Raw genomic sequence first — 24,237 nt, forward strand, 5'->3', positions numbered from 1 at the left:
CCTACCGTTCGATGGTGCAGGGGCCCGCCGCGGCGGACACGCAGGTCTGGATGAGGACGCCCGGCTCGGCCTCGGTGATCTCGCCGGTGCGCAGGTCGCGGACGGCGCCGGCGGCGAGCGGCGTGATGCAGCCGAAGCAGATGCCCATGCGGCACCCGGAGGGCATGAGCACACCGGCCTCCTCGCCGATGTCCAGCAGCGGTGTGGCGCCGTCCGCGCCGACGGTCGTGCCGGTGGTGCTGAAGGTGACCTCGCCACCGTCGCCCGTGACGACGACGGTGGGGCGGAAGCGCTCCGTGTGCAGGCGCTCCGGTACGCCGTGCTCGGCCCAATGCGCGTCGGCGGCGTCGAGGAGGCCCGCGGGTCCGCAGGCCCAGGTCTCGCGCTCGGCCCAGTCGGGCACGAGTTCTCGCAGACGGGCGATGTCGAGCAGGCCGTCCGTGGCGGTGTGCACCTCGGTGAGCCGCAGCTTCCCGCCCGCGACCAGGTCGTGCAGTTCGTCGCGGAAGATCACGTCCTGCGGCCGTGGCGCGCTGTGGACCATGACGACGTCGTCGAACTCGGCGTCGCGCAGCATGCCCATCACGGGCGTGATGCCGCTGCCGGCCGTCAGGTAGAGCACCTTGGAGGGCTTGGGCCGCGGCAGCACGAAGTCACCGGCCGGCTGGTCGAGGTGGATCAGCGTGCCCGGTTTCGCCCTGCGGACCAGGTGGTTGCTGACCTTGCCGTCCGGGATCGCCTTCACGGTGATCGTGATGCGGCCGTCCCGGCGGTTCGTCGGGGAGGTGAGGGAGTAGGCACGCCACAGGCGCACCCCGTCGACGTCGACGCCGATCCGCACGTACTGACCGGCCTCGTGGCCGCGCCAGCCCTTCCCCGGTCTGATCACGACAGTCGCGGCGTCCCCCGTCTCGGGTCGCACGGCCTCGATGCGCCCTCGCAGATCAGCGCCCGTACGCAGCGGGCTGACCAGGTCGAGGTAGTCCGACGGCAGCAGCGGCGTCGTGACCATCTCCAGGAGTCTCCACGCCCTGCTGCGGAGGGCTGTACTCGTCATGACTCCAGCTTGCTGTGCCTCAGAGGGTAAAGTCCTGACCAAAGGACGTAAATCTGGTCGGCAGAATTGTTCGCAGGGAACAGAACGTGAACCATGCAATCCGGAAAGCCGGCGAACTGGCTCTCAACGGGACGACGGTCACCGCACTCCGGGCCGCGCTGAAGACCACCGCCGACGAGGTCGTCCAGGCGATCATCGACGAGGTCCCCTCCTACGCCAACGCCCTCTCGGGCCGTATGGGCGGCACCATCCGCCGAGCCGTCCGTACCGCTCTGGGGCACTATCTGGATCTCGCGAGCGGGAACACCACGGGCGGTGACGCCACCGACGCGGCCTACGAGCTGGGCCGCGGTGAGGCGCGCGACGGCCGTTCGATGGACGCTCTGCTCAGCGCCTACCGCGTCGGCGCCCGCGTGGCCTGGCGCTACCTGGCGGCGGGTGCCGTACCCGCGGGTCTCGCCGCCGCCGAGGTCGCCAAGTTCGCCGAGCTGACCTTCGCCTACATCGACGAGCTGTCCGCCGCGAGCGCGGCCGGCCACGCCGACGAACTGGCCGCCCGGGGCAGGGCCCACGAGCGCCTCCTGGAACACCTGGCCCGCGACCTCCTCGCCGGTGCGAGCCAGGACGTCCTGCTCGCCTCGGTGCAACGGGCCGGGTGGCAGCCTCCGGTCTCGCTGACCGCGGTCCTGCTCCCCACCGACCAGGTCCGGCCGGCCTACCGCGCCCTCGACCCGAGCACCCTCGTCCTCGACGATCTGCCGGACGCCACCGGTGTGCTGCTCGTCCCCGATGCCGACCGATCACATCTCCTGCGGCTGCTGGCCGACCGCACCGCCGTGGTCGGCCCGGCCCGGCCGTGGACCCGGGCGTCCGCCTCGTACGCACGGGCCGTGCGCGCGCGCTCCCTCTCCTGCGATGTCCGCGACACCGAGGACCACCTGCCCGAGCTGGTGCTGAGCGCCGACGTGGACGCGTTCGCGGACCTGCGTGCCCGAGCCCTCGCACCGTTGCGGACCCTGCCCGTCGCGACCGCGCGGCGGCTGGAGGAGACGTTGCGGGCGTGGCTGCTGCACCAGGGCAGGCGGGACGAGGTGGCGGCGGCGCTCTTCGTCCATCCCCAGACGGTCCGGTACCGGATGTCGCAGCTGCGGGCGCTGTATCCGGACCTCGCCTCGCCCCGCCGGGTCCTGGAACTGACACTCGCCATCGGCGTCCGGGCCACCTGACACCCACCCCGCGCGGCGCGTGGTGGAGCGGCGCCGCGATCCGACACGGCCCACCGATATCCGGCACGGGGCAGATATCCGTGCTACGTTGTGAGCAGTTGCAGTTGTGGTACCCATAAACTTGGTTGCACTCGACGGGCTCGATCCGTGAGTGCATTTTTTGTTTCGCCGGTCATCTCCGGATGGGCTCATCGCGGCGACGCGGACTCCGCACAGTGCGGTTTTCGGTTCTGCCCCTGTCTTGAGGAGATACACATGGCTACTGGCATCGTGAAGTGGTTCAACGCGGAAAAGGGTTTCGGCTTCATCGAGCAGGACGGTGGCGGCGCTGACGTCTTCGCCCACTACTCGAACATCGCCGCCCAGGGCTTCCGTGAGCTCCAGGAAGGCCAGAAGGTCTCCTTCGACGTCACGCAGGGCCAGAAGGGCCCGCAGGCGGAGAACATCGTTCCCGCCTAAGCATTTCGCGCACCACAGGGTAGGGCCCGCACCGCAAGGTCGCGGGCCCTACCCGTCGCCCGCACCCCTCGCTCCCCGTACCGGGCCTGCGACCGCGGGCCGTATCGAATCGCCTGTATGGCAGGCGGCAGCTCGCAGCCCTCGAGGCAGCGCACCGCTTTCCGCCCGGACTCCATCGGTCCGGCGTGTCGCCCACCCGTTCGGTGGCGCGATCCTTCGAAGCGCGTTTGACGCGGATGTTGTCCGCCCCGCTTCGCTTCTCTTTTTCTTTCGGTTCGTCTCTGTGATGCCTTCGTGCGGCGTGTTCGCTGCTGGGGCCTTCTGGATGCGTGCCGTCTCCAGGAAGGTTCCCCGTGAACCCCGTCCGTTCCACTCGCTCGTATTCCAGCTCCGGTTCCGCCGGCCGCAGCGGCGCTCCGGGCGTCGGCGGCCACAGCCGTTCGGCCCCGAACCGCTCCGGCGCCCCGAGCCGTTCCGGCGGCAACGCCGGTTCCGGTCGCTCCGGCGGCTACGCGGGCTCCGGCCGGTCCGGCGGATCGAGCCGACGCCCCTCCGTCCAGGGCGAGTTCGCCCTGCCGGTCACCCTCACCCCGGCACTGCCCGCGGTGGAGACCTTCGCCGCTCTGGACATGCCGGCCGCCCTGCTGACCACGCTGGCCCACGAGGGCATGGCGGTGCCGTTCCCGATCCAGGGCGCGACCCTGCCCAACGCCCTGGCCGGCCGCAACGTCCTGGGCCGCGGCCGTACCGGCTCCGGCAAGACCCTGGCCTTCGGCCTGGCCCTGCTGGCCAGGACCGCCGGACAGCGCGCCGAGCCGCTCCAGCCCCTCGCCCTGGTTCTGGTGCCGACCCGCGAGCTCGCCCAGCAGGTCACCGACGCCCTGACCCCCTACGCCCGCTCGCTGCGGCTGCGGATGGCCACCGTCGTCGGCGGCATGTCCATCGGACGGCAGATCAACCTGCTGCGCAGTGGCGCCGAAGTCGTCGTCGCCACCCCGGGCCGGCTCAAGGACCTGATCGACCGGGGCTCCTGCCGGCTGGACCAGGTCGCCGTCACCGTCCTCGACGAGGCCGACCAGATGGCCGACATGGGCTTCATGCCGCAGGTCACCGCCCTGCTGGACCAGGTGCGCCCGGACGGACAGCGCATGCTGTTCTCCGCCACCCTGGACCGCAACGTCGACCTGCTGGTGCGCCGCTACCTGCACGACCCGGTCGTCCACTCCGTCGACCCCTCGGCCGGAGCGGTCACCACGATGGAGCACCATGTGCTGCACGTCCACGGCGCCGACAAGAACACCGTGGCCACGCAGATCGCCGCCCGCGACGGCCGGGTCATCATGTTCCTCGACACCAAGCACGCCGTGGACAAGCTCACCGACCACCTGCTGAACAGCGGCGTACGGGCCGCGGCCCTGCACGGGGGCAAGTCCCAGCCGCAGCGGACCCGCACTCTGGAGCAGTTCAAGACCGGGCACGTCACCGTCCTGGTCGCCACGAACGTCGCCGCGCGCGGCATCCACGTCGACAACCTCGACCTGGTCGTCAACATCGACCCGCCGAGCGACCACAAGGACTACCTGCACCGTGGCGGCCGCACCGCGCGCGCCGGTGAGTCGGGCAGCGTCGCCACGCTGGTCCTGCCCCACCAGCGCCGTGACATGATCCGCCTGATGCGGGACGCGGGCATCACCCCGCAGACCGCCCAGGTCCGCCCCGACGAGGCGGAGTTGACCCGGATCACCGGAGCGCAGGCACCCAGCGGCGTTCCGTGCGTCATCACCGCGCCGGTCGTGGAGCGTGCCAAGCGCAGCTCCTCCGCCACCCGCGGCCGGCGCAGCCGCTTCGCCCAGGCCCGCCGCTCCGCCTCCGGCGAGCGCCCGGCGCCCCGCGCGGCCGTCGCCGCGTAACCCTCACCACCGGCACCGCCGCGAAGCCGCCCCACCCCCGATGCCGATCGGGGGCGGGGCGGCTTTTCGCGTCGGCCCCGCCCGGGACGGGAGCGGACGCAGCCGGTCATCGGTCCGGCTCATGGCGGACACAGGACGAGGACCGCCGCTGAGCGGCCGTCGTCGGGCTGGAGGCGTAGCGCGCTCTCCCACCCGGGTTGCAGCTTCTGCACCCGCGGTGGGACGCGGGAGTCATCACGCAGCGGGAGGATCGTGCCGCCCGCCCGGCCCTAGGCTCGATCACGTCGGGAAGCCGCTGACCGAGGGGTCCCGCACACGTCGGGTGAACCGGTTCGGTCGTCCTCCCGTAGGACAGGACGGAAGACGCTCCGCCCGGGTGACCGGGCGGGGGACGCCGCAGGACCACGTCGGGCCACAGGCCGCCACCCGTTCGACGGGCCGCTGCCGCCGGCCCTTCACCGGTCCGGTCCGCGCCGGTCACGTGGCGCGGAGCGAGGCGGCTCACCGCTGTCACCCGCGAGGCGATCCGGTGCCTCCCCGCTCGCCCGCACCGGTCCACTCCACCCGTACGCCCGTGAGGGCCATCAACCGAACACGAGGGATTTCAGCATGCGCATCAACCGTCCGGCCCGTCCGAGCCGCAGATCCGCGCTGCTCGGTGTCGCGGCGGCCGCAGGGCTGTCCGCCGCCGTCATCACGCTGCCCGGTACCGCCGGCGCGGCGCCCCATCACCCCGTACGTCCGACGATCGTGCTGGAGCACGGGGCGTTCGCCGACGCCGCGAGCTGGGACGGTGTCGTCTCCCAGCTGCAGCGTGCGGGCTACCCGGTGGTGTCCGCCGCCAACCCGCTGCGTGGTCCGGCGACCGATGCCGCGTACCTGCGCAGCGTCCTCGACCACGTCGACGGGCCCGTGGTCCTGGTCGGCCACTCCTACGGCGGCACCGTCATCAGCCAGGCCGCCGCGGGCATCGAGGACAAGGTGAAGGCGCTGGTCTATATCGCGGCGTTCCTGCCCGACACCGGCGAGAGCTCGATCGGGCTGACGAACAAGTTCCCGGGCAGCACCCTCGGCGAGGCCGTCGAGTCCGTCGACTACACGCTGCCCGACGGTGGCCGGGGCGCGGACGTGTACATCAAGCCGGAGTTGTTCCGCGACCAGTTCGCCGCGGACGTGCCGGTGGAGAAGGCCAGGCTCATGGCAGCCGGGCAGCGCCCGATCGCCGCCGCCGCACTGGAGGAGAAGTCCACGCAGGCCGCCTGGAAGACGATCCCCTCCTGGTCGCTGGTCACCACGGAGGACCGCAACATCCCCGTGGCCGCCCAGCGTTACATGTCGGCCCGCGCCAAGGCCCGTACGACGACCATCGACGCGTCGCACGCCGTATCCGTCTCCCACCCCGAGGCCGTCACCCGCATCGTCGAGCAGGCGGCCCGCACGGTCCGATGACCGGCGGCCCCGCCCGTCGCTCGTCACCCCTCGCCGCACAGCCGTGCCCGGCCGGGCACGTCACCCTCAGACCCGCGCACACCGAAAGGCAGCAACCACCATGGCGTTCATCACCGTCGGTCAGGAAAACTCCACCGGCATCGAGCTGTACTACGAGGACCACGGCACGGGGCAGCCGGTCGTGCTGATCCACGGCTACCCCCTCGACGGCCACTCCTGGGAGAAGCAGTCCGCCGCACTCCTGTCGGCCGGCTACCGCGTGATCACGTACGACCGGCGCGGTTTCGGCCGCTCCAGCCGGCCCACCACCGGCTACGACTACGACACCTTCGCAGCCGACCTGAACGTGGTCCTGGAGACCCTCGACCTCGACGACGTCGTCCTCGTGGGCTTCTCCATGGGCACCGGAGAGGTCGGCCGTTACCTGGGCACCTACGGCTCCGCCCGGATCGCCAAGGCCGCCTTCCTCGCCTCCCTCGAACCCTTCCTCCTCAAGACCGACGACAACCCCGGCGGCGTCGACGGCACCCTCTTCAAGGACATCGAAGGCGCGGTCACCGCCGACCGCTACGCCTACTTCACCGCGTTCTACCAGGACTTCTACAACCTCGACGAGAACCTCGGCACACGCATCAGCGAGGAAGCCGTCCGCAACAGCTGGAACGTCGCCGCCGGGGCCTCCGCGTACGCCTCGCTGGCCTGCGTGGCCACCTGGACCACCGACTTCCGTGCCGACCTGCCCAAGATCGACGTCCCGGCACTGATCCTGCACGGCACCGCCGACCGCATCCTGCCCATCGAGGCGACCGGCGAACTCTTCCACCAAGCGCTCCCGCAGGCCGACTACGTCGTCATCGACGGCGCACCCCACGGCCTGCTGTGGACCCACGCCCAGGAGGTCACCGACGCACTCCTGGCGTTCCTCGCCAAGTGACCGACGGCCGACGCCCCACCGGCCGCGAGACGGTACGCGGCCGGTGACGCCGGCGGCCGGAAGCCCGCCCGCACCGCCGCCGCAGCGCGGCAGGACCGTGCACCGCGCGACACATGCGGCGGAGCGGACGGCCGTGATCGGCGCGCCCCACGACGACTGCAGCTCAACCGCCCGAAGGTGCGGCGGAGTTGTCCGGTCAGGCTCACCGGCGGGATACCCGCCCACAGGGTGGGACGGGTATCCCGCCGGTGACGGCGCCGGCCGCGTGCGGGGGCGCCGCGCGTGACGCGCGGTCCGTACGCCGCTGCGGACGCGCACCGGCGAACGAGGCGGACGGGTCGTCACCTCATGAGCCGGCACGGAGGCGGGACGGGCTTCGGCCGGCCCTGCGGAGACCTGACCGCCGCGGAGCGGCACCTCCCCGGCGCAGGCGTGTTCCCTCGCTCGCGCCGCTGCGCGGCACACCGGTCGGGGGGGGGGGGGGGGGGGGGGGGCGGGGGGGGGGGGGGGGGGGGGCGTCGATGGACCGCCGCTGCCGTACGGCCTCCAGCTCCATCACCGCGTCGAGGACGGCGGCCACGACCGCCGTCTCCGCCTCGCCGTCGATACCGGGCGACCCGTCGGACGCTCGTTCGCTGTCGCTGCTGTCGCTGCTGTCGCTGCTGTCGCTGCTGTCGCTGCTGTCGCTGCCGCCGATGCCGACGGCCGAGGCGAGGGCGGTGAGGACGGGTTCCCGCTCCCTCCAGCGGTCTTCGGCCCGGCGGCGTGCGGGTGTGTCCGCCGCTTCCACGCGTTCCGGCCCGAAGGACAGCAGCCCGCCGCGCTTCCGCGTGAGCTCACCGTCCTCTTCCAAGGCGGCCTGGTACGCGGCCGAGAGGTCCCGGCCCCGGCGCCACAGCCAGTCCTCGATCCGCTCGTACGGGGCCTGCGGCGTGAGCGCTTCGGCAGCCTCGTCCAGCAACCGGTCGCCCGGCACCGGCGCCCGGTGCGGCACCATGCGCTCGTCCTCCACCGCCACGGTTCCCGAACCGATGAGATCGATCAGCTCGGCTCCGGCCAGTGCGAGCGACAGGTCACCCTGACCCACGGATTCCGTCGGGCCAGGGCCCATGGCGGTGAGGAACAGATCCCTTGCCGTGCTCACGAACGGCTCCCCTCGGCGACGACGTCGGCTCTCCGCCCAGTATCGCCCCGACCGCGCCCGGAACACACTCCTCCGCCGCCGGACCGCCGCCCGCGCCGATCGCCCCGAACGGGCGCCCGGTCCGGGCGGCTTCCCCGCGCCGGCCGCGTTCGGCGTGCGCCTCGATCACGGGGGCGCGCCGCTCGGCGTCCCTCCGCCCGCCGGACTCCTTGCCCGCCGGACTCCGCATCATCCGGACGTCGGCGGTCGTTCCGCGGCTCCGCACCGGGAAGGACGTCCCGCTGACATTCCGCCGGGGCCGACCGGCCGGCCGATCCCGGAACCCGCTCCGAGCCGCACCGCCGGCCACCCCTCTCCGGGCTCCCGGGCCCCCTTGAGCTCCTCTCGTCCCACCGGTAGTCGCGGCCGGTGTGCCATGGGTCACGTTCGCGCGCGGCGGGGTGTGCCCCCGCTGTGAAGGTCGGGCATCCTCTCCCGGCGGCCGTGCGAAGGGGCGCGGCCCGGTGACCGACCGGGGGAGAGATGTCGCGACAGGCGGGCAGGGAGCAGGAACGGGGAACGGACCGCGGGCGGGGCGTGATCGAGGGGGCGTTCGCGCTCCTGGAGGCGTTGCGCAGGTGCGGCGGGGAGGCCGGGCTCACCGAGATCGCCGCGGCCTGCGCCCTGCCCAAGGGGAGCGCGCACCGGCTGCTGGAGCAGTTGCTGCTGGTGGGCGCGGTGGAACGACGGGGCAGCCGCTACCGCGTCGGCTCGCAGCTCTACCGCCTCGGGCAGGCGTGGGAGCCGCACCCGGGCCTACGGGTGGCGGCCCGCCACCCGCTGCACCGGCTGCGGGCGGCCACCGGGGCGAGCGCCCTGCTGACCGTCCTGCACGACGGCCGGGCCCTCACCGTGGCGTCCGTGCCGGGCGAGGCGGAGCCGCTGGTACCGGTGCGGAACGGGATGAGCTTCCTGCTGGACACGGCGGCCGGCCAGGTGCTGAGCGCTCGGGGCCGGGCCGGCACCGGAGGGCGGCTGCCGGGGGCGGTACTGGAGTGCGCGGAGGTGGTGGACGGTGTGTGCTGCGCGGCGCTGCCGGTGCGGGGGCACGACGACCGGACCGTCGCCGCGATCACCGTCATGACGCTGTCGGCACGAGGACTGCAACGGGCGGCCCAGGAGGCGGCGCGGGCGGGCGCGGCCGTCACCGCGGCGCTCGTGCGGCCCGGCACGTCCTCACCGCGCCTGCCTCCCGTCCTGCACTACTGACACACCGTGGGACGGTCGCTCGGGGTGTGAACGGCCCTTTTCCGCAACCCGGTTCCGCTCAGCGGAACGCGCGTAGAACGGCGGACCGCCCTCCGGCAGTCTGTTCTTCGAGCCGGTCGGGGGACCGGCGAAAACCTGAGACCACGGGGGACAACATGACCGTCCGACGACTGACCACCTTCGCCCTCACGGGCGCGCTGGGCCTCACCTCACTGGTGGGCGCCGCGGGCGCCGCGCAGGCCGATCCGGTCGACTACGTGCAGATCCAGCTCGTCGACCTGTACTGCTCCGACGAGAGCGAGGGCGACCACGACGAGGCCTACCTCAACATCGCGGCGAACGGGGGCAAGGCCGTGAAGCTCTGGCCCGCCAGTGGGTCGTACCAGACCATGGGTACCGGCTACCGCCGCGCCCTGGACGGGAGCAACGGCAACGCGCTGCTGGTCCTCGGCAAGTCCGAGTCCCGCACCCTCTCGCTGTGGGACTACGACAGCACCAGCAGCGACGACCGGCTCGGCTCGGTGACCGTCACGGGCAACGAGTTCGGCGCGGAGACGCAGTACCGGGTGCTGGAAGGCTCCGGTGGCGTCTACACCATCGCCTACCGGGTCGTCGACATCTGATCCGCAGGTCCGGCCGGGCCGACCCGTCCGGCCGGACGGTGACAGGAGCACGGACGCGGTACCGCCCGGCGGGGCACCACACCGCCGGACGCACGGGGGACCACAGGAAGCCCCGCTGAGGGAACGCGCGGGGGAACACGCCGGGCGCCACCGGCCCACGGCCGATGGCGCCCGGTGCCGTGCGGGCGGCGTCCGGAAGGCGGTTCAGGCGAGCCACTCCGTGTACCGGGTGGGGGCGAGGTGCGCGCTCCGGTCGGTGAGGACGTCGCCCCGGACGGCGGCGAACATGCCGGCGGTCGGGTCGGTGACGACGGTACGGCCGTCGGAGGCGTGGGCCACGGTGATCCGGCCCAGTTCGTCCAGGGTGAAGACGTCCGGGCCGGCGATGTCGTACACGCCCCCCAGCGGTGGGCCCGCGGCGACCCCGGCCACCGCCAGCGCCACGTCGGCGGCGGCGATCGGCTGGATCGGCGTGGCGGGGAGCCGGACGGTGTCACCCTCCGTGGTCCAGGAGAGCACCGACTCGACGAACTCCATGAACTGGGTCGCGCGGACGATCGAGTACGGGATCGGTCCGGCAGCGAGGAGTTCCTCCTGGAGCGTCTTGGCGCGGTAGTAGTCCAACTCCGGGACCTTGTCGACCCCGACGATCGAGAGGACGACGAAGTGGCCGACGCCGCTCCGGTCTCCCACCCCCAGGAGGTTCTCCATCGACTTCCGGAAGAAGGCCGGGGACACCTCGTCGAAGGTGGGTGAGTTCGTCAGGTCGACGATGACATCGGCCCCCGCGACCGCCTCCTCCAGTCCTTTGCCGCTGATGACGTCGATTCCGGTGGACCGCGAGTGCGGTACCGCCTCGTGACCTGCGGCGTTCAGATCGTTGACGACCTGCGAGCCGATCAGCCCGGTGCCGCCGATGACCGCGAATCTCATGGGAAGCCCTTCGCTCGGATGGACACCTGAAATATGACATGAGGGCGTGCGGTCGGGGTGGTCCGAGCGCGGCGGTCGGGTGCATCCCGCGGTCGCGGTCGGGTGAGCGGTCGGCCCGGCCTCGCCCGCCCCGGTCGGTTGCGCAGGCGTGGGCGGAGGGCCCGTGCGGCATGCACCCGTCAGGGGGCCGTCGTGGCCGACGCCGGCTGTTCGCCGGAGCCGGCCACCCCTCCCCGTTCCCCGCCGGCGCGCGCCGGGCAGGGGGCCACGTCCCCGCCCACGATCCCACCGGTCCCGGCGTCGAAGAAGCGAGCGGCCCTGTCGAGCGCGGCGCCGTCCTCCAGGACCTGGCCCGGCCGCGTGCCGTTGGCGAGCAGTACACCGCCCCAGCCCATGCGGAAGAAGTCGGCGGTGTTGCGCAGCGTACCGACCAGCGGGTCGGCGAGTGCCACGTCGGCCGAGGCGTACGCGGTGACGCCCCACAGGGTCTTCTCCCGCATCTCCTCCGTGAACCTCGGACCGGGAACGCGCAGCCATCCCGACCAGTGGTCCAGGTAGAGCTTCGCGTCCGCCGAAAGGCTGTACCAGTACAGCGGACTGACGATCACGAGGTCCGTGGCCTCGCGGGTCGCCTGCCGCAGCATTCCGACGTTCCCGTCCGGCTCCTCGTACAGCCCCGTGCCGGTGTGCCGTACGTCCTCGAAGGGTGGCAGGGGGACATCGCGCAGCCGTATCCACCGCTGGGTGACCGACACCGGAAGGGCTGCTGCGGCATGGCGCGCCAGTGCCTCGGAGTTGCCGTCCCGGCGGGAACTGCCCAGGACGAAGAGGAAGGACCGGGGTGAGTGCATTTGCGCCACTTTCGTGAGAGGGAGAAGAGCCGGGGGGAGGGAAGTGCGGGAGCAGAGGGGATGGATCATCTCGTACCGCGGAGGCCGGACCGCGACCGCTCCACCGCCGCGCGTACCGTCCTCGCGGCAGAGGTCCCGGCCGACCCGGCCCCCGAGCGGTTCGGCGCTCCCGGCGGGAGCAGTCAACCCCCGAGGTGTCCTGCCGTGCCTGCCCGATACGCTGGCGGTTCATGGCAACGACTACCTCGCTGTGGACCTTCGCCCTCGTCGTAGGGCTCCTCACCCTCACTCCTGGCCTCGACACCGCGCTGATCCTGCGTACCTCGGCGCTCGGCCGGCGCAGACGGGCGTGGGGCGTCGTCCTCGGTATCCAGACCGGCACCCTGATCTGGGGCGCACTCACCTCCCTGGGCGTCACCGCGCTCCTCACCGCCTCCCACCTCGCCTACGAGACGCTCCGCTGGGCCGGAGCGGCCTACCTGGTGTGGATGGGCGCGCGGATGCTCCACGACACCTTCCGGGGCCGGACACCGTCGGCGGACGAGGTGCCGGAGGGCCCGCCGCCCGCCGGGGCGGACTCGATGGGCGGCGGCTGGCGTCAAGGAGCGCTGACCAATCTCCTCAACCCGAAGATGGGCGCGTTCTACATCGCCGTCCTGCCCCAGTTCATCCCGCCCGGCGCCGACCACTTCACCGCCGGACTCCTGCTGACGAGCGTGCACATCCTCCTCGGGCTGGCGTGGTCGGCGGTACTGATCGGCTGTGCCCGGCTCCTCAACGGCTGGCTCCGCAAACCCCGCGCGCGCCGCCTGCTCGACCGGGTCACCGGCACGGTCGTGGCCGGATTCGGCATACGTCTGGCGTTCGGGGAGTGACGGGGCCCGAGACCGCAGCTCAGGCGGGCGCGTAGAACGAGGCGACGGCGGGCTGCCCGGTGTAGTTGGGCCCGGCTCCCGGGTCGGCGCCGAGGTAGCGGAACGGCAGCGTCACCGTGCGCCCGCCCCGCAGGACGAGGCGGTGGTGGCGGGGAGCGTAGGCGTACCCGGCGGCCCGCAGCGCCCGGACGGCCACGCGCCCGGCCGGCGCACCGTCGGCCCAGCGGATCGAGTCGGGGTCGACGTGCGCCACCAGCAGACCGTCGTCCGCCACCCATGACGCGGCCCGGGCGAGCAGCCCCAGCTGGTCGCCGACGTAGTGCAGGCCGTGGACGCAGGTCACCAGGTCGTACGTCCGCTCCGGCGTCCAGCGCGCGACGGAGGCGACGACCCGTTCCAGTGCGGGCGGCGCCGGCACGGGCACCAGCGCTCCCACCAGGTCGACGCCGGTGACCACCGCGTCCGCCGGGAGGACGGAGGCGGCCTCGTGCAGGGCGCGGCCCTCCCCACTGCACAGATCCAGCCAGGACGGCGCGGCGGGGCGGGCCAGGAGGAGGGCGAGGGGTTCGACGCCGAGCTCGCGGGCGTAACTGTTCACCCCCGAGAGCCCGCGCCCGCGGTTCATCGTGTTGTTGGCGACGACCGAGGAGCGCTCCAGATCCTCCCCGGTGAGCAGGCGCCCGGAGGGGGACACGGCGGGCGAGCGGGAGGGCACCGCCGACGCGGGCGAGCGGGAGGGCGAGGGGGCGTACGAGGGCGGGCCGGAGGGCGGCTGCTCGGCTGTCACCCGCCCATTCTGCAGTCCTCCGGGCTCCGCGTCCCAGCGATTCCGGGATGCGTTCGCCTCCTGTCCGAGGGGTGCTTTCCAGCAGGTCGGGGGAGGGCCGCTACCATCCGGCGTGACCCAAAAGAGCAAACCGGATGTACACCGCACGAGCATATTCGCCGACCTGACCCCGCTGCGCGTCTCGCCGGACTACCGGCGTCTGTGGTTCGGCAACACCGTGTCCTGGATCGGGCAGGGGATGACCTCGCTGGCGGTCTCGCTCCAGGTGTACGACCTCACCGGGTCCGCCTTCTCCGTGGGGCTCATCGGCTTCTGCTCGCTCGTACCGCTGGTCGTCTTCGGCCTGTACGGCGGCGCCGTCGCCGACACCATGGACCGGCGCAAGCTCGGCCTCGGCAGCGCCACCGGATCGTTCCTGCTCTCCCTGCTCCTGCTCGCCACCTCCGTGGCCGGGGTGGAACAGGTGGGGCTGCTGTACGCGATCGTCGCCCTCCAGGCCGTCTGCTTCGCGCTCAACTCCCCGGCCCGCAGCTCGATGATCCCCCGGCTGCTCCCTCCCGAGCAGCTGCCCGCGGCCAACGCGCTCGGCTCCCTCACCAGCACCACCGGGACCCTCGTCGGTCCGATGCTGGGCGGCGTGATCGTCGGCTGGTGGGGGTACCGCGCCGCGTACACCGTGGACGCCGTCACCTTCACCGCCTCCCTGTACGCCATGTGGCGGCTGCCCGCGATGCTCCCGGACCGGAGCCACGGGTCCACGGCGGGCGGAACCGCGCCCGGTACCGGGCCCGGCGTGGAACGGCGGCCCGAGCGGGCCTCCGTGCTGGAAGGGCTGCGCTTCCTCGGCACCCGCCCCAACCTGCGCATGACGTTCTTCAGCGACCTCTGCGCGATGGTGCTCGCCAGCCCCAAGGCGCTCTTCCCCGTCGTCGCCGTCGTCTGGTACGGCGGGGACGCGAGGACCACCGGACTCCTCGTCGCCGCCCCCGCCTTCGGCGCCCTCCTCGGCGGGGTCTGCTCGGGATGGCTGGGCCGGGTCCGGCGGCACGGGCTCGCGGTCGTCTGCGCCGTCGCGTGCTGGGGCGCGGCCATCGCCGCCTTCGGCCTCACCCGCCAACTCTGGCTCGGCATCGTCTTCCTGGCGCTGGCGGGCTGCGCCGACACCTTCTCCATGGTCTTCCGCGGCACCATGCTCCAGGCCGCCGTACCGGACCGCATGCGCGGGCGGCTCCAGGGTGTCTTCATCGTCGTGGTCGCCGGCGGCCCCCGTCTCGGTGACTTCCTCGCCGGGTCCGTCGCCGACCTGGCCTCCCCGGGGGGCGCCGTCACCGGCGGAGGTATCGCCTGCGTGGTCGCGGTGCTGCTTCTGGCGGCGAAATGGCGCGGCTTCCTCCACTACGACGCGCGCCGTCCGCAGCCCTGACGGAGGACCGTCCCGGCACGTCCGGGATGCGGCGGTGAGCTGTCCGGGATGCGGGACGTGGTTGTCGGGCGGACGGCGGGCGGATCAGGATGCCCCCATGGCCCCTGCCCCGCTCCCGCGACGCCCCGTGGTCGTGCCGCGCGTCCCGACCGCGAGCCGCCCGACCGCGAGCCGCCGGGCTACGGGTCGCCGGGCTACGGGTCGCCGGGCCGAGAGCTGTCGGACCGCACGCTGTCGCAGGTCCTGCTGACGCACGTCCTGCTGACACACGTCGAGTACGGCGCCCGTCGCGGGCCCGCGTCACCGCCACGCGTGGTGCGCCCCGCACCCCTCGCTCCCCCCGCACACCCACCGCTGCCGATCGGGGTCCGCCATGTCCGAGAGCTCCCTCCTGCTGCACTGGTTCCTGCCCACCGGCGGTGACGGCCGCGACCCCGGCGGGGTCACCGCCGTGCAGGGCCGGACCGGCTCCGCCACCCGCCGCCGCGCCGACGTCGGCTACCTCGCGCAGGTGGCCCGCGCCGCCGAGACCGCCGGGTTCCACTCGCTGCTGACGCCGGTCGGGCTCGGCTGCGTCGATCCGTGGATCCTCAGCGCCGCGCTCACCCAGCACACCGAGCGGATCGGCTTCCTCGTCGCGTTCCGCGCCGGATTCACCAGCCCCACCCTGCTCGCCCAACAGGCGGACGCCTTCCGCCGTTTCGCGGGAGGGCGTCTCTCCCTCAACGTGGTCACCGGGGGCGATCCGGCCGAACAGCGCGCCTACGGAGACGCGTTGCCGCACGACCAGCGGTACGCCCGTACCGACGAGGTGATGTCGGTACTGCGCGACCTCCTCGACGGCAAGGAGGTCGACCACGCCGGCGAACACCTGCGGATCGAGGGCGCGAAGCTCACCGACCCGGCCGTCCAGCACCGGGTGCCCCTGTACTTCGGCGGGGCGTCTCCCGCCGCCGAGGCCGTCGCCGCCCGACGGGCCGATGTCCAACTCCTGTGGGGCGAGCCGCCCGCCGCCGTCGCCGGCCGCATCACCCGGCTGCGCGCGGTGGCCCCGGCCCTGCGGTACGGCATCCGGCTGCACGTCATCAGCCGGGACACCTCCGCCGAGGCGTGGGCCGAGGCCGACCGGATCCTCGCGGGCATCGACCCGGAGGCGGTCCGGGCCAGCCAGGAACGGTTCGCGCGGATGGACTCCGTGGGGCAGGCCCGGATGACCGCCCTGCACGGCGGCAGCGCCGACGCCGCGACGCTGGAGACCTCACCGAACCTCTGGGCCGGCATCGGTCTGGTGCGCGAAGGGGCCGGTACCGCGCTCGTCGGCTCGCACGACGAGGTGGCCGCGCGGCTCGACGAGTACCGGCGGCTCGGCGTCGACGAGTTCGTCCTCTCCGGCTACCCCCACCTCGAGGAGGCGTTCCGGGTCGGCGAAGAGGTCGCCCCCCGGCTCCGCGCCCTCGCGGCGGGGGCCTGAGCGTCTGCCCGTGCCGCGCCTGCGGGCTCACTTGCTCTCGATGCGTCCGGCCGGCTCGGGGTCGGACGCGAGCGCCTCGCACGCCGTCCGCCAGGCGTGGTCCGCGGGGTCGAGCAGGCTGCGGAGGTAGGCCGAGGTGAGCAGTCCGACGGCGGCGACACGGTCGGGGCTCTCGTCGGTGGTCTCGGCGACGTCGTATCCGGGGATGCCGCCGAGGGCGTGCCCCGCGCCGAACAGCGTGAGCAGCGCCTTGGGTCCGGGGGCCAGCGTGTAGGGGTCGGCGTGCCAGGCGGGCCCCATGTCGGTGAAGTGCCGCGAGTCGTCCTCGTCGCCGGCGACGACCAGGGCGGGTGTGGTCATCGTGGAGAAGTCGATGGTCGCGAAGACCGGCAGGGCGTCACCCATGGGCCCGTTGACGACGTCGCCCCTGCCCGGTGCGGCGAGCAGCACGCCTGCCTTGATCCTGGGCTCGGTGAGGTCCACCGCTTCCCCGGTGCCGGGGTCGGTGAGCCCGGCACCGAGCAGGGTGCTGGAGGTGAAGCCGCCGAAGGAGTGTCCGGCGACGGCGACCCTGGAGCGGTCGATCCGTCCGGCCAGCAGCGGCACGGCCTTCTCGATCTCGTCGAGCCGGTCGAGGACGTGGGTCATGTCCTCGGCGCGGGAACGCCAGAAGAAGGGTGCTCCGGGCGCGTCGGCGACCCGGTGGGCCAGGGTCCGGGAGGTGAGGTGGGTGGGCTGGATGACGACGAAGCCGTGGGACGCCCAGAAATTGACGAGCGGGGCATAGCCGTTCAGCGAGGAGAGGTTGTTCGAAGGGCCATGGCCGTGGGACAGGAGGATGACGGGGAGCGCCGAACCCGTCCCGGGCGCGGAGACGCGCACCTCGAGGTCCACGGGGCGTCCGGGTACGGACAGCACCACCGGACTGTAGGACAGCACCGGGACGGACGGGCCGAGTATGTCGGCGGTGGAGGTGGAGGTGGAGGTGTTCATGATGTGGCGGTCGCCCTTCTGTGGGCCCTGCCTCCCGGGGGTCTGTCTCCCCCGGCGCACGACAGAGCGGTCAACGGCGCTCCGCTTCGGCCGACATGAAGCGGAACGCTGCTCCGTTTAATATCCGGAACAGCGCTCCGTTTTGTCAAGCGCGGGGGTTCGCCCAGGGTGCGGGCCCGGCGGGCTCCCCGCTCCGTCACGCGTGCCGTCGGCCGTGCGGGACGGAGCGGGGCGCCCGCACGTCACGGACCGTCCGGCTCCTCGCCCACGACCCCTCGGGCGATGCCCAGCGCCACCAGATCCTGCGGGCGCAGCCCCAGCCGGTCCGCCGTCTCGTCGGCCTCGGCCGGCGGTCGCTTGAGGATCGCCGCCGCCGACTCCGGCGCGATGACCGAGAAGTAGCTGTCCGCCGTGACGTAGGTGCGGCCGGGGGAGGCCAGCGCGAGGGCGCCGCCCGAACCGCCCTCGCCGATCACCAGCGTGGTCACCGGCACCCGTGCCCCGGCGACCGCCGCGAAGGTGTCGGCGATCGCCGCGCCCGCCCCGGCCCGCTCGGCCGCCGCGTCGTTGGCGGCGCCCGGCGTGTCGATCAGGGTGAGTACGGGGATGCCCAGCCGGTCCGCGAGCCGGAGCACCCGGGCGGCGGTCCGGTAGCCGGCCGGCCGGGTGGCGGTGCCGCACTGGGCGACGTACGCCACCGGCTGCTCGCCGTGCAGCCCGAACCCGCAGAGCGTCCCCGGGTCGGTGCCGCCCGACCGGTCGCCGTTCAACGGGAGCCGGTGGGTGAAGTACGCGTCCAGGTACGCCTGTGCGCGCGGTCGTCGCGGGGCGCGTGCCCGGGCCACCGCCTCCCGTCCGGTCGCCGGGAGCCGGGTCGTGGAGAGCGCCTGCGGCACCGGAGCGGGCAGGACGCCGGATGCGGGCGCCCCGGCCTCCGCGCCGCCCTTCAGCACCCCCAGCCACCGGCCCAGGGTGCTCGCCAGCCCCTCCTCTTCCACCACCGCGTCGACCTGGCCGGCCGCCGACTGCCCCTCGGCCGTGTACGCGTACGGATCCGCGTCGGCCGGACGCACCCGCGAACCGGCGAACCCGACCTGCGCGCCCGGCAGCGCCAGCACCACGTCGGCGCCCGCGCCCACGGTGGCCCAGCCGCCGCCCGTCGTCGGGTCGCGCACTACCGCGAGGTGCGCAAGCCCCGCCGCCCGCAGCTCCGCCGCGGCGCGGGCCACCCGCTGGAGCTGGGTGAGTGCGACCATGCCCTCCTGCATACGGCTGCCACCCGTGGCGACGAGCGAGACCAGCGGCAGCCGCAGCTCCCGCGCGAGCGTGTAGGCCGCTGTCAGCCGGTCGCCGGTGTGCCGGCCCAACGAGCCTCCCAGGAAGCCGAATTCGAAGGCGAGCAGCACACAGGGGCGACCGTCGAGGGAGGCCGTGCCGTGCACGACGGACTCCGTCTCGCCGGTCCGCCGGGCCGCCTCGGCCCGCGCCGCGCCGTAGCCGGGCCAGCCGAGCGGGCCGTCCGGCGCCGGCGGGCCGCCCGGATGGTGCCCGTCCCCCGGGGGCGGCCGTTCGTCGAAGGTGTCCGCGACGGCGGCGATCATCTCGCGCGCGGTCCGGCGCACCGGCCGCTCAGTCACCGCGGACCTGCCGCGCCCCGGCCGTCAGGGCCCGTTTCATGATCTTGCCCAGGTCGTTGCGGGGCAGCGCGTCGAGGTAGTGGACGGTCCGGGGCCGCTTGTGCGGGGAGAGCAGCTCCGCCACGTGGTCGGCCAACTCGGCTTCGCCGGGCGGGCTGTCGGGGTGGGAGGGGACCACCCAGGCGACGACCCGCTCCCCGAGATCCGCGTCCGGCTCGCCGGTGACGGCGGCCTCGCGGACGCCGGGGTGGTCGAGCAGGGCGTTCTCGATCTCGCCCGCCCCGATCTTGTAACCGCCGCTCTTGATCAGGTCGGTGGCCTTGCGCCCGACGATCGTCACGTACCCGTCGGGGGCCACCGTGGCCACGTCGCCCGTACGGAACCAGCCGTCCTCGGTGTAGGCGGCGGCCGTGGCGTCCGGCCGGCCCAGGTAGCCGCTGAAGAGGTTCGGGCCGCGCACCTGGATCTCGCCGATCGCCCCGGGGGCGGTCGCCGGCGAGCCGTCCTCCTCCACCAGGCGGAGCTCGACCCCCGCGAGCGGCGGCCCCACCGTGCCGGGCCGGGGGAGACCGTCCGCCCGGACACCGGTGTTCATCAGGGTCTCCGTCATGCCGTAGCGCTCGATCACCCGGCGCCCGGTGGCCGCGTGGATCCGCTCGTGGTCGTGGACCGGCAGTGCGGCCGAACCCGAGACCAGCAGCCGGGCGCCCGCCAGGGCCCCGGCGAGCGCGACCCCGGCGTCCCCGGCCTCCTGGAGGGCCTCCGCCAGCCGGTGGTACATGGTGGGGACGCCGAACAACATCGTCCCGCCGGAAGCGAGTTCACGGGTCACACCCTCGGGGGAGAACCGTCCCAGGTGGCGTACCGACCCGCCCCGGCGCAGCGGCCCGAGCACTCCGAGGACCAGCCCGTGCACATGGAAGAGCGGCAGCGCGTGGACGAGGACGTCGTCGCCGGTCCACCCCCAGGCGTCCTCCAGGGCGTCCAGTGAGGCCGCGACCGCCCGACGGGGGAGGATCGCGCCCTTGGGCGGCCCGGTCGTGCCGGAGGTGTAGACGATCAGCGCGGCCGTCTCCGGACCGGGCTCGCCGCAGACGTCCGCGGCCGTGGGGCCGGCGTCGCCGTCGACGAGGACGTCGATGCGGGGCACCGCCGCGAGGGCCGGCGGCAGGGTGTCGTCCGGTCCGGCCAGCACGGCGGCCGGGGCGCTGTCGCCGACGATGTGCGCGAGTTCGCGTGCGCCCGTCTTCGGGTTGAGGGGCACGGCGGGTACGCCCGCGAGGAGGGCGGCCACCACGGCCACGACCGTCTCGGCGGAGGGCGTCGCCCAGACGGCGATCCGGCCGCCGGCCCCGGCGATCCGGGGTCCCAGCGAGCCGGCGAGAGCCGCCAACCGGGCGTAGGAGAGGGAGAGTTCGCCGAAGCGGACGGCCTCCCGGCCGTCCGCGCCGGCGAGTGGACTCTGGAGCGCGGGGAGAAGTGGCGTCACGCCGGGCAGCATAAGGGCCGACGGGTGGCCCGGGGTGGCTCAGCCCGGGTCCCGCTGGATGGTCCGCATCCGCCCGTAGGCGTACACACAGCCGGCCAGCGCGAGATCGGACAACAGCATGAAGCCGATCGAGTACGAACCCTTCGCGCTGTAGATCGCCCCCATCACCAGCGGCGGCACGAACCCGCCGAGACCGCCCATCGCGCCGACGATGCCGGTCACGCTGCCCACCTTCGGCTGCGGGGTGACCTGGGAGACCAGGGCGAAGACACTGCCGCTCGCGGTGCCGAGCCCGGCCGCCATGGCGAGCAGGGCGATCGTGCCGAGCGGGTCGAGCGCCGGGTCGAAGGCCTGGACGATCGCCATCAGCGCGGCCAGCAGCAGCGCCCCCGCGGTGACCAGCGCCGGGTGCAGACGGTCCGAGAGGTAGCCGCCCACCGGCCGGAAGACGACGGTGACCAGCGCGAAACCGGCGGCCTTCGTGCCCGCCTCGGTGGGGGACATGTCGTACCACGTCTTGAGGTAGGTCGGCAGGTAGACCCCGAACGCCACGATGCCGCCGAAGCCGATCGCGTAGAGCGCCGACAGCTCCCAGGTCACCCGCAGCCGGCCCGCGGCGGAGAGCCGGTGGACGAGGGTGTCGGCCGGCACGGGCCGGTCGGGGCGGTCGGTGACGAGGACGGCGGCGAGCAGCGCGTACACCAGCAGCGCGCCCGCCACCACCAGGAACGGCAGGTTGTCGCCGTGCTCGGCGATGCGCGGGGTGAAGTACCCGGAGAGCGCCACACCGCCCATGCCCATGCCGAAGACACCGAGCGCGAGCCCCCGGTCGGAGGGCGGGAACCAGGAGTTGACCAGCGGAATGCCGATGGCGAACGTGGTGCCGCCGAGCCCCAGCAGGAACCCGACCGCGAGCATCGCCCCGTAGGAGTCCTTCGCCGGGACGAGCAGCAGTACGGGCACGACGGTCAGCGCCGAGACGGCGGGGAACATCAGCCGGGCCCCGTACCTGTCGGTCAGCGCGCCCACCGGGATGCGGCCCAGTGAGCCCACGATCACCGGCACGGCGACCAGGAAGGACTGCTGGAACGAACTGAGCCCCAGCCGGTCCTTGAACTCGCCCGAGAGCGGCGAGACCAGGTTCCAGGCCCAGAAGGTCAGCGCGAAGCCGACCGTCGCCACGACGAGGTTGCGGTAGGCGGCTGCGGAGGGCTTCGCCGCCGGGGCGGCGGGCTGCTGGCGGGCTGCGGTGTCCACGGCCCCAGTCAAGACCGCGCGCCCGCCGGGAGCCCGTCCGACTGCTCCGAACGGGTCATCCGGACGGACCCGCCGGGCAGCCCGCCGGGCCACGGATTCCCGGTGCGCTCCCGTGCGCCCGCCGTCCTCCCCGCAGTCGGTTTCGCCCGAATGCTGCGACAATCGCCGTATGGACCGGCTGGACAGAGAAATACTCGCCATCCTCCAGGAGGATGCCCGGATCTCCTACCGCGACCTGGGCGTACGCGTCGGACTCAGCGCCAACGCCGCCGGCGACCGGGTGCGCCGGATGCGCCGCGACGGGATCATCCGCGGCTTCACGGTGATCGTCGACCCGGCCGCCGACACCCGCTCCGGGCTCGTCGTCTTCATCGACGTCTCGCTCCGCCTGGACACCACCAACGAGGAGTTCGAACGCTCCGTACTGATGCTGCCGGGCATCACCGAGGTGGTGCACCTGACCGGCGGCCACGACTACCTCGTACGGGCCACGGCGGCCGACCCCGGCGCACTCGACACCCTGCTGCGGAGGCTCAAGCGGGAGGCGGGCGTCGCCCACTCCCTCACCCGGGTCGCCCTCCGGGCGGCCCCCTCCCGCTGAGACCCGCCCCCCTTCCATCGAGACGGACGGCCCGCGCCCCCACCCGCCGACCGGCCGGACCGGCTCGGCCGCACCGGTCCGGGGCGCCGGTCCCCCGGCGTCCGGGGCGTCCGGGGCGTCCGGGGCGTCCGAGGAGTGAGTCCGGGGTGTCCGAGCCGTCAGAGCGGTGCCTGCCAGGTGAGGGGTCGCGGCCGTTCACCGTCCTCGTCCCGCCCGTCCCCCTCGACCCGCAGCTTTACCGCGCCCCGGCCGTCCGGCAGCCGGGCCGTCGCGTCCACCTCGACCTCGATCGCCGAGACGCCCTCCCTGCGGTGGGCGGCGGCCAGCGCGCTCCGCAGGACCGCCAGCAGCTCGGTCGCGGCCGGCTCGCCCACCAGCGCGTCCACCGGCCCCGTGAAACGTACCGACGGCTGGAAACCGAGCAGGGCCGAGGCGCCCGCCGTCTCCCGCAGCACCCGGCCGCGAAAAGTCGTCGGGGCGTCCGCGGGCGGCTGCTGGAGGGCGAAGATCGTCGTCCGCACCTCCTGGATCGTGGAGTCCAGTTCGTCCACGGCCCGCACCAGCAGACCGTCCGCCTTCTCCGCGTTCCCGGTGTCCCCGGTCCACTCCGGCGCCTTCGTCGCCGCCACCGCCCGGCGGCGGGCCGACTCCAGCGTCATCTCCGTCGCGAAGAGCCGCTGGACCACGAGATCGTGCAGGTCACGGGCGATCCGGTCGCGGTCCTCGTAGACCGCGAGCTGCTCCCGGTCGTGCTGGGCGTCGGCCAGCACCAGGGCGAGCGCCGCCTGGGAGGCGAACTGTGTCGCCAGCAGCCGGTCCGCCGCAGTGTAGGGCCGGCCGCCGCGCAGCCGGGGCAGGGCGAGGGTGCCGATCAGCCGGCCACCGCTCTCCAGCGGCAGCATCATGCTGGGCCCGAACCGGTGCCGTACCGGCGTCGTCATCAGCGGGTCGGTCGCCGCGTCGTCCATGAACACCGGCTCCCCGCCCAGCAGATGGACGAGTACGGGGGAGCCGGGTGCGATCGTGGCACCCAGCAGGCCCGCCGGGTCCTCCAGGGTCGACACGGTGACGATCTCCATGCCGCCGTCCGCACGGGACTGCAGGATCACGCCCGCCGCCGCCTCCGCGAGCACCCGGGCCCCCTCGGCGACGGTCTGGAGCGCCTGTGCCCGGCTCGTCCCGGTGAGCAGCGCCGTGGTGACGGCCGCCGACCCCTGGAGCCAGCGCTCCCGCTGGAGGGCCGACTCGTAGAGCCGGGAGTTGCTGATCGCGATGCCCGCCTGGGAGCCCAGCACCCGCAACAGCGCGTCGTCGGCGTCGGTGAACGGCCGTCCGCCGCTCTTCTCGGCGAGGTAGAGGTTGCCGAACACCTCGGTGTCCACCCGGACGGGCGTGCCGAGGAAGGTGTGCATCACCGGATGGCCCGGCGGTACCCCGACCGAGCGCGGGTCGCGGGTCAGATCGTCGGAGCGCAGCGGCCGGGGGTCCTGGATCAGCGCTCCCAGCACGCCGATGCGGCCGTCCGGGAGGGCACCGATGCGCCGCCGCTCCTCGTCGCCCAGCCCCGCGGTGTACAGCTCGGTGATCCGGCCGGACTCGGGGTCCAGCACCCCGAGGGCGCCGTAGCGCGCGTCGGTCAGCAGGGAGGCGGTGTCCACGATCTGCTGGAGCGTGGTGCCCAGGCCCAGATCGGTGCCGACGCTGAGCACCGCCTCCAGCAGCTGGGGCAGCCGGGGCGCGTACGCGTGCCGGTCGCCCCCGGACTCCCCGGGCCCGTCCGCCGTACCGCGCGCCGGCTCCGGCCGGTCCGGTGCGTCGTCCGGACCGGACGACGCACCGGCGTCGTGCTCCCGCGCCACTGCCTCGCCCC

20 protein-coding genes and 1 pseudogene are annotated in these 24,237 nt (G+C 73.6%); 11 read left to right on the forward strand and 10 right to left on the reverse strand.

Annotation, left to right across the window (positions count from 1 at the left end; translation table 11 throughout):
- Position 1: 1 nt before the first annotated feature.
- On the reverse strand, positions 2 to 1,012 hold the full coding sequence (locus PZB77_RS22190; protein ID WP_275496164.1) for a ferredoxin reductase: 1,011 nt from the start codon (positions 1,010 to 1,012) through the stop codon (positions 2 to 4).
- 131 nt (positions 1,013 to 1,143) lie between these two features.
- On the opposite strand from PZB77_RS22190, the gene PZB77_RS22195 reads away from it, so the two are divergent.
- From PZB77_RS22195 to PZB77_RS22215, 5 genes are all read left to right on the forward strand, one after another.
- Complete coding sequence (locus tag PZB77_RS22195) at positions 1,144 to 2,283, forward strand: PucR family transcriptional regulator (RefSeq protein ID WP_275494370.1); 1,140 nt, start codon at positions 1,144 to 1,146, stop codon at positions 2,281 to 2,283.
- Between the two features lie 255 nt (positions 2,284 to 2,538).
- Entirely contained in the window at positions 2,539 to 2,742 is a 204-nt protein-coding gene (locus PZB77_RS22200; RefSeq protein ID WP_145801666.1) for a cold-shock protein, read from the forward strand.
- A 353-nt stretch (positions 2,743 to 3,095) separates the two neighbouring features.
- Complete coding sequence (locus PZB77_RS22205; protein WP_275494371.1) at positions 3,096 to 4,652, forward strand: DEAD/DEAH box helicase; 1,557 nt, start codon at positions 3,096 to 3,098, stop codon at positions 4,650 to 4,652.
- 609 nt (positions 4,653 to 5,261) lie between these two features.
- Complete coding sequence (locus PZB77_RS22210; RefSeq protein WP_275494372.1) at positions 5,262 to 6,101, forward strand: alpha/beta hydrolase; 840 nt, start codon at positions 5,262 to 5,264, stop codon at positions 6,099 to 6,101.
- Positions 6,102 to 6,201: 100 nt separating this feature from the next.
- Complete coding sequence (locus PZB77_RS22215; RefSeq protein ID WP_275494373.1) at positions 6,202 to 7,035, forward strand: alpha/beta hydrolase; 834 nt, start codon at positions 6,202 to 6,204, stop codon at positions 7,033 to 7,035.
- Positions 7,036 to 7,552: 517 nt separating this feature from the next.
- Here the strand turns inward: PZB77_RS22215 and PZB77_RS22220 are convergent.
- Positions 7,553 to 8,179 (reverse strand): annotated as a pseudogene (locus PZB77_RS22220) (GPP34 family phosphoprotein); the annotation flags it as partial.
- Positions 8,180 to 8,701: 522 nt separating this feature from the next.
- Between PZB77_RS22220 and PZB77_RS22225 the strand changes: the two are divergent.
- Positions 8,702 to 9,427, forward strand: coding sequence for a helix-turn-helix domain-containing protein (locus PZB77_RS22225; RefSeq protein ID WP_275494374.1), 726 nt, complete (start codon positions 8,702 to 8,704; stop codon positions 9,425 to 9,427).
- A 155-nt stretch (positions 9,428 to 9,582) separates the two neighbouring features.
- Positions 9,583 to 10,050 carry a hypothetical protein gene (locus PZB77_RS22230; RefSeq protein WP_275494375.1) on the forward strand — a complete coding sequence of 156 codons (468 nt, stop codon included), beginning with the start codon at positions 9,583 to 9,585 and terminating at the stop codon, positions 10,048 to 10,050.
- 204 nt (positions 10,051 to 10,254) lie between these two features.
- Here the strand turns inward: PZB77_RS22230 and PZB77_RS22235 are convergent, their stop codons facing one another.
- Positions 10,255 to 10,983 (reverse strand): NAD(P)H-binding protein, encoded by a 729-nt coding sequence (locus tag PZB77_RS22235; protein ID WP_275494376.1) that lies wholly within the window; start codon positions 10,981 to 10,983, stop codon positions 10,255 to 10,257.
- A gap of 179 nt (positions 10,984 to 11,162) precedes the next feature.
- Complete coding sequence (locus PZB77_RS22240) at positions 11,163 to 11,834, reverse strand: NAD(P)H-dependent oxidoreductase (RefSeq protein WP_275494377.1); 672 nt, start codon at positions 11,832 to 11,834, stop codon at positions 11,163 to 11,165.
- Positions 11,835 to 12,064: 230 nt separating this feature from the next.
- Here PZB77_RS22240 and PZB77_RS22245 point away from each other — a divergent pair, with 230 nt between their 5' ends.
- Positions 12,065 to 12,709, forward strand: coding sequence for a LysE family translocator (locus tag PZB77_RS22245; protein ID WP_275494378.1), 645 nt, complete (start codon positions 12,065 to 12,067; stop codon positions 12,707 to 12,709).
- A 19-nt stretch (positions 12,710 to 12,728) separates the two neighbouring features.
- On the opposite strand, the gene PZB77_RS22250 is transcribed toward PZB77_RS22245, so the two are convergent.
- A complete protein-coding gene (locus PZB77_RS22250) occupies positions 12,729 to 13,496 on the reverse strand; it encodes a methyltransferase domain-containing protein (protein WP_275494379.1) in 768 nt (255 codons plus the stop codon).
- A gap of 112 nt (positions 13,497 to 13,608) precedes the next feature.
- Here PZB77_RS22250 and PZB77_RS22255 point away from each other — a divergent pair, with 112 nt between their 5' ends.
- On the forward strand, positions 13,609 to 14,919 hold the full coding sequence (locus PZB77_RS22255) for an MFS transporter (protein ID WP_275494380.1): 1,311 nt from the start codon (positions 13,609 to 13,611) through the stop codon (positions 14,917 to 14,919).
- 373 nt (positions 14,920 to 15,292) lie between these two features.
- The gene (locus PZB77_RS22260) at positions 15,293 to 16,390 is read left to right on the forward strand and encodes an LLM class flavin-dependent oxidoreductase (RefSeq protein ID WP_275494381.1); all 1,098 of its coding nucleotides are present in this window, start codon (positions 15,293 to 15,295) and stop codon (positions 16,388 to 16,390) included.
- Positions 16,391 to 16,417: 27 nt separating this feature from the next.
- On the opposite strand, the gene PZB77_RS22265 is transcribed toward PZB77_RS22260, so the two are convergent.
- The 4 genes from PZB77_RS22265 to PZB77_RS22280 form a co-directional block, all read right to left on the reverse strand.
- Complete coding sequence (locus PZB77_RS22265) at positions 16,418 to 17,383, reverse strand: chlorophyllase (protein WP_275494382.1); 966 nt, start codon at positions 17,381 to 17,383, stop codon at positions 16,418 to 16,420.
- Positions 17,384 to 17,625: 242 nt separating this feature from the next.
- Complete coding sequence (locus PZB77_RS22270; protein WP_275496165.1) at positions 17,626 to 18,984, reverse strand: carboxyl transferase domain-containing protein; 1,359 nt, start codon at positions 18,982 to 18,984, stop codon at positions 17,626 to 17,628.
- A 28-nt stretch (positions 18,985 to 19,012) separates the two neighbouring features.
- Positions 19,013 to 20,509, reverse strand: coding sequence for an acyl-CoA synthetase (locus PZB77_RS22275; RefSeq protein WP_275494383.1), 1,497 nt, complete (start codon positions 20,507 to 20,509; stop codon positions 19,013 to 19,015).
- 39 nt (positions 20,510 to 20,548) lie between these two features.
- Positions 20,549 to 21,766 carry an MFS transporter gene (locus PZB77_RS22280; protein ID WP_275494384.1) on the reverse strand — a complete coding sequence of 406 codons (1,218 nt, stop codon included), beginning with the start codon at positions 21,764 to 21,766 and terminating at the stop codon, positions 20,549 to 20,551.
- Positions 21,767 to 21,935: 169 nt separating this feature from the next.
- Here PZB77_RS22280 and PZB77_RS22285 point away from each other — a divergent pair, with 169 nt between their 5' ends.
- Positions 21,936 to 22,367 (forward strand): Lrp/AsnC family transcriptional regulator, encoded by a 432-nt coding sequence (locus PZB77_RS22285; RefSeq protein ID WP_275494385.1) that lies wholly within the window; start codon positions 21,936 to 21,938, stop codon positions 22,365 to 22,367.
- 158 nt (positions 22,368 to 22,525) lie between these two features.
- Here PZB77_RS22285 and PZB77_RS22290 read toward each other — a convergent pair whose 3' ends face one another.
- The gene (locus tag PZB77_RS22290) at positions 22,526 to 24,097 is read right to left on the reverse strand and encodes a GAF domain-containing protein (protein ID WP_275496166.1); all 1,572 of its coding nucleotides are present in this window, start codon (positions 24,095 to 24,097) and stop codon (positions 22,526 to 22,528) included.
- Between the last annotated feature and the right edge of the window lie 140 nt (positions 24,098 to 24,237).

It is taken from the genome of Streptomyces sp. AM 2-1-1, from assembly GCF_029167645.1.
Classification (GTDB): Bacteria; Actinomycetota; Actinomycetes; order Streptomycetales; family Streptomycetaceae; genus Streptomyces.

Coding starts and splice junctions, on each gene's coding strand:
- PZB77_RS22190 (WP_275496164.1), bottom strand. CDS start 1,012: ATGGTCACGACGCCGCTGCTGCCGTCGGACTACCTCGACCTGGTCAGC.
- PZB77_RS22200 (WP_145801666.1), top strand. CDS start 2,539: ATGGCTACTGGCATCGTGAAGTGGTTCAACGCGGAAAAGGGTTTCGGC.
- PZB77_RS22210 (WP_275494372.1), top strand. CDS start 5,262: ATGCGCATCAACCGTCCGGCCCGTCCGAGCCGCAGATCCGCGCTGCTC.
- PZB77_RS22215 (WP_275494373.1), top strand. CDS start 6,202: ATGGCGTTCATCACCGTCGGTCAGGAAAACTCCACCGGCATCGAGCTG.
- PZB77_RS22225 (WP_275494374.1), top strand. CDS start 8,702: ATGTCGCGACAGGCGGGCAGGGAGCAGGAACGGGGAACGGACCGCGGG.
- PZB77_RS22230 (WP_275494375.1), top strand. CDS start 9,583: ATGACCGTCCGACGACTGACCACCTTCGCCCTCACGGGCGCGCTGGGC.
- PZB77_RS22235 (WP_275494376.1), bottom strand. CDS start 10,983: ATGAGATTCGCGGTCATCGGCGGCACCGGGCTGATCGGCTCGCAGGTC.
- PZB77_RS22240 (WP_275494377.1), bottom strand. CDS start 11,834: ATGCACTCACCCCGGTCCTTCCTCTTCGTCCTGGGCAGTTCCCGCCGG.
- PZB77_RS22245 (WP_275494378.1), top strand. CDS start 12,065: ATGGCAACGACTACCTCGCTGTGGACCTTCGCCCTCGTCGTAGGGCTC.
- PZB77_RS22260 (WP_275494381.1), top strand. CDS start 15,293: ATGTCCGAGAGCTCCCTCCTGCTGCACTGGTTCCTGCCCACCGGCGGT.
- PZB77_RS22265 (WP_275494382.1), bottom strand. CDS start 17,383: ATGAACACCTCCACCTCCACCTCCACCGCCGACATACTCGGCCCGTCC.
- PZB77_RS22270 (WP_275496165.1), bottom strand. CDS start 18,984: ATGATCGCCGCCGTCGCGGACACCTTCGACGAACGGCCGCCCCCGGGG.
- PZB77_RS22285 (WP_275494385.1), top strand. CDS start 21,936: ATGGACCGGCTGGACAGAGAAATACTCGCCATCCTCCAGGAGGATGCC.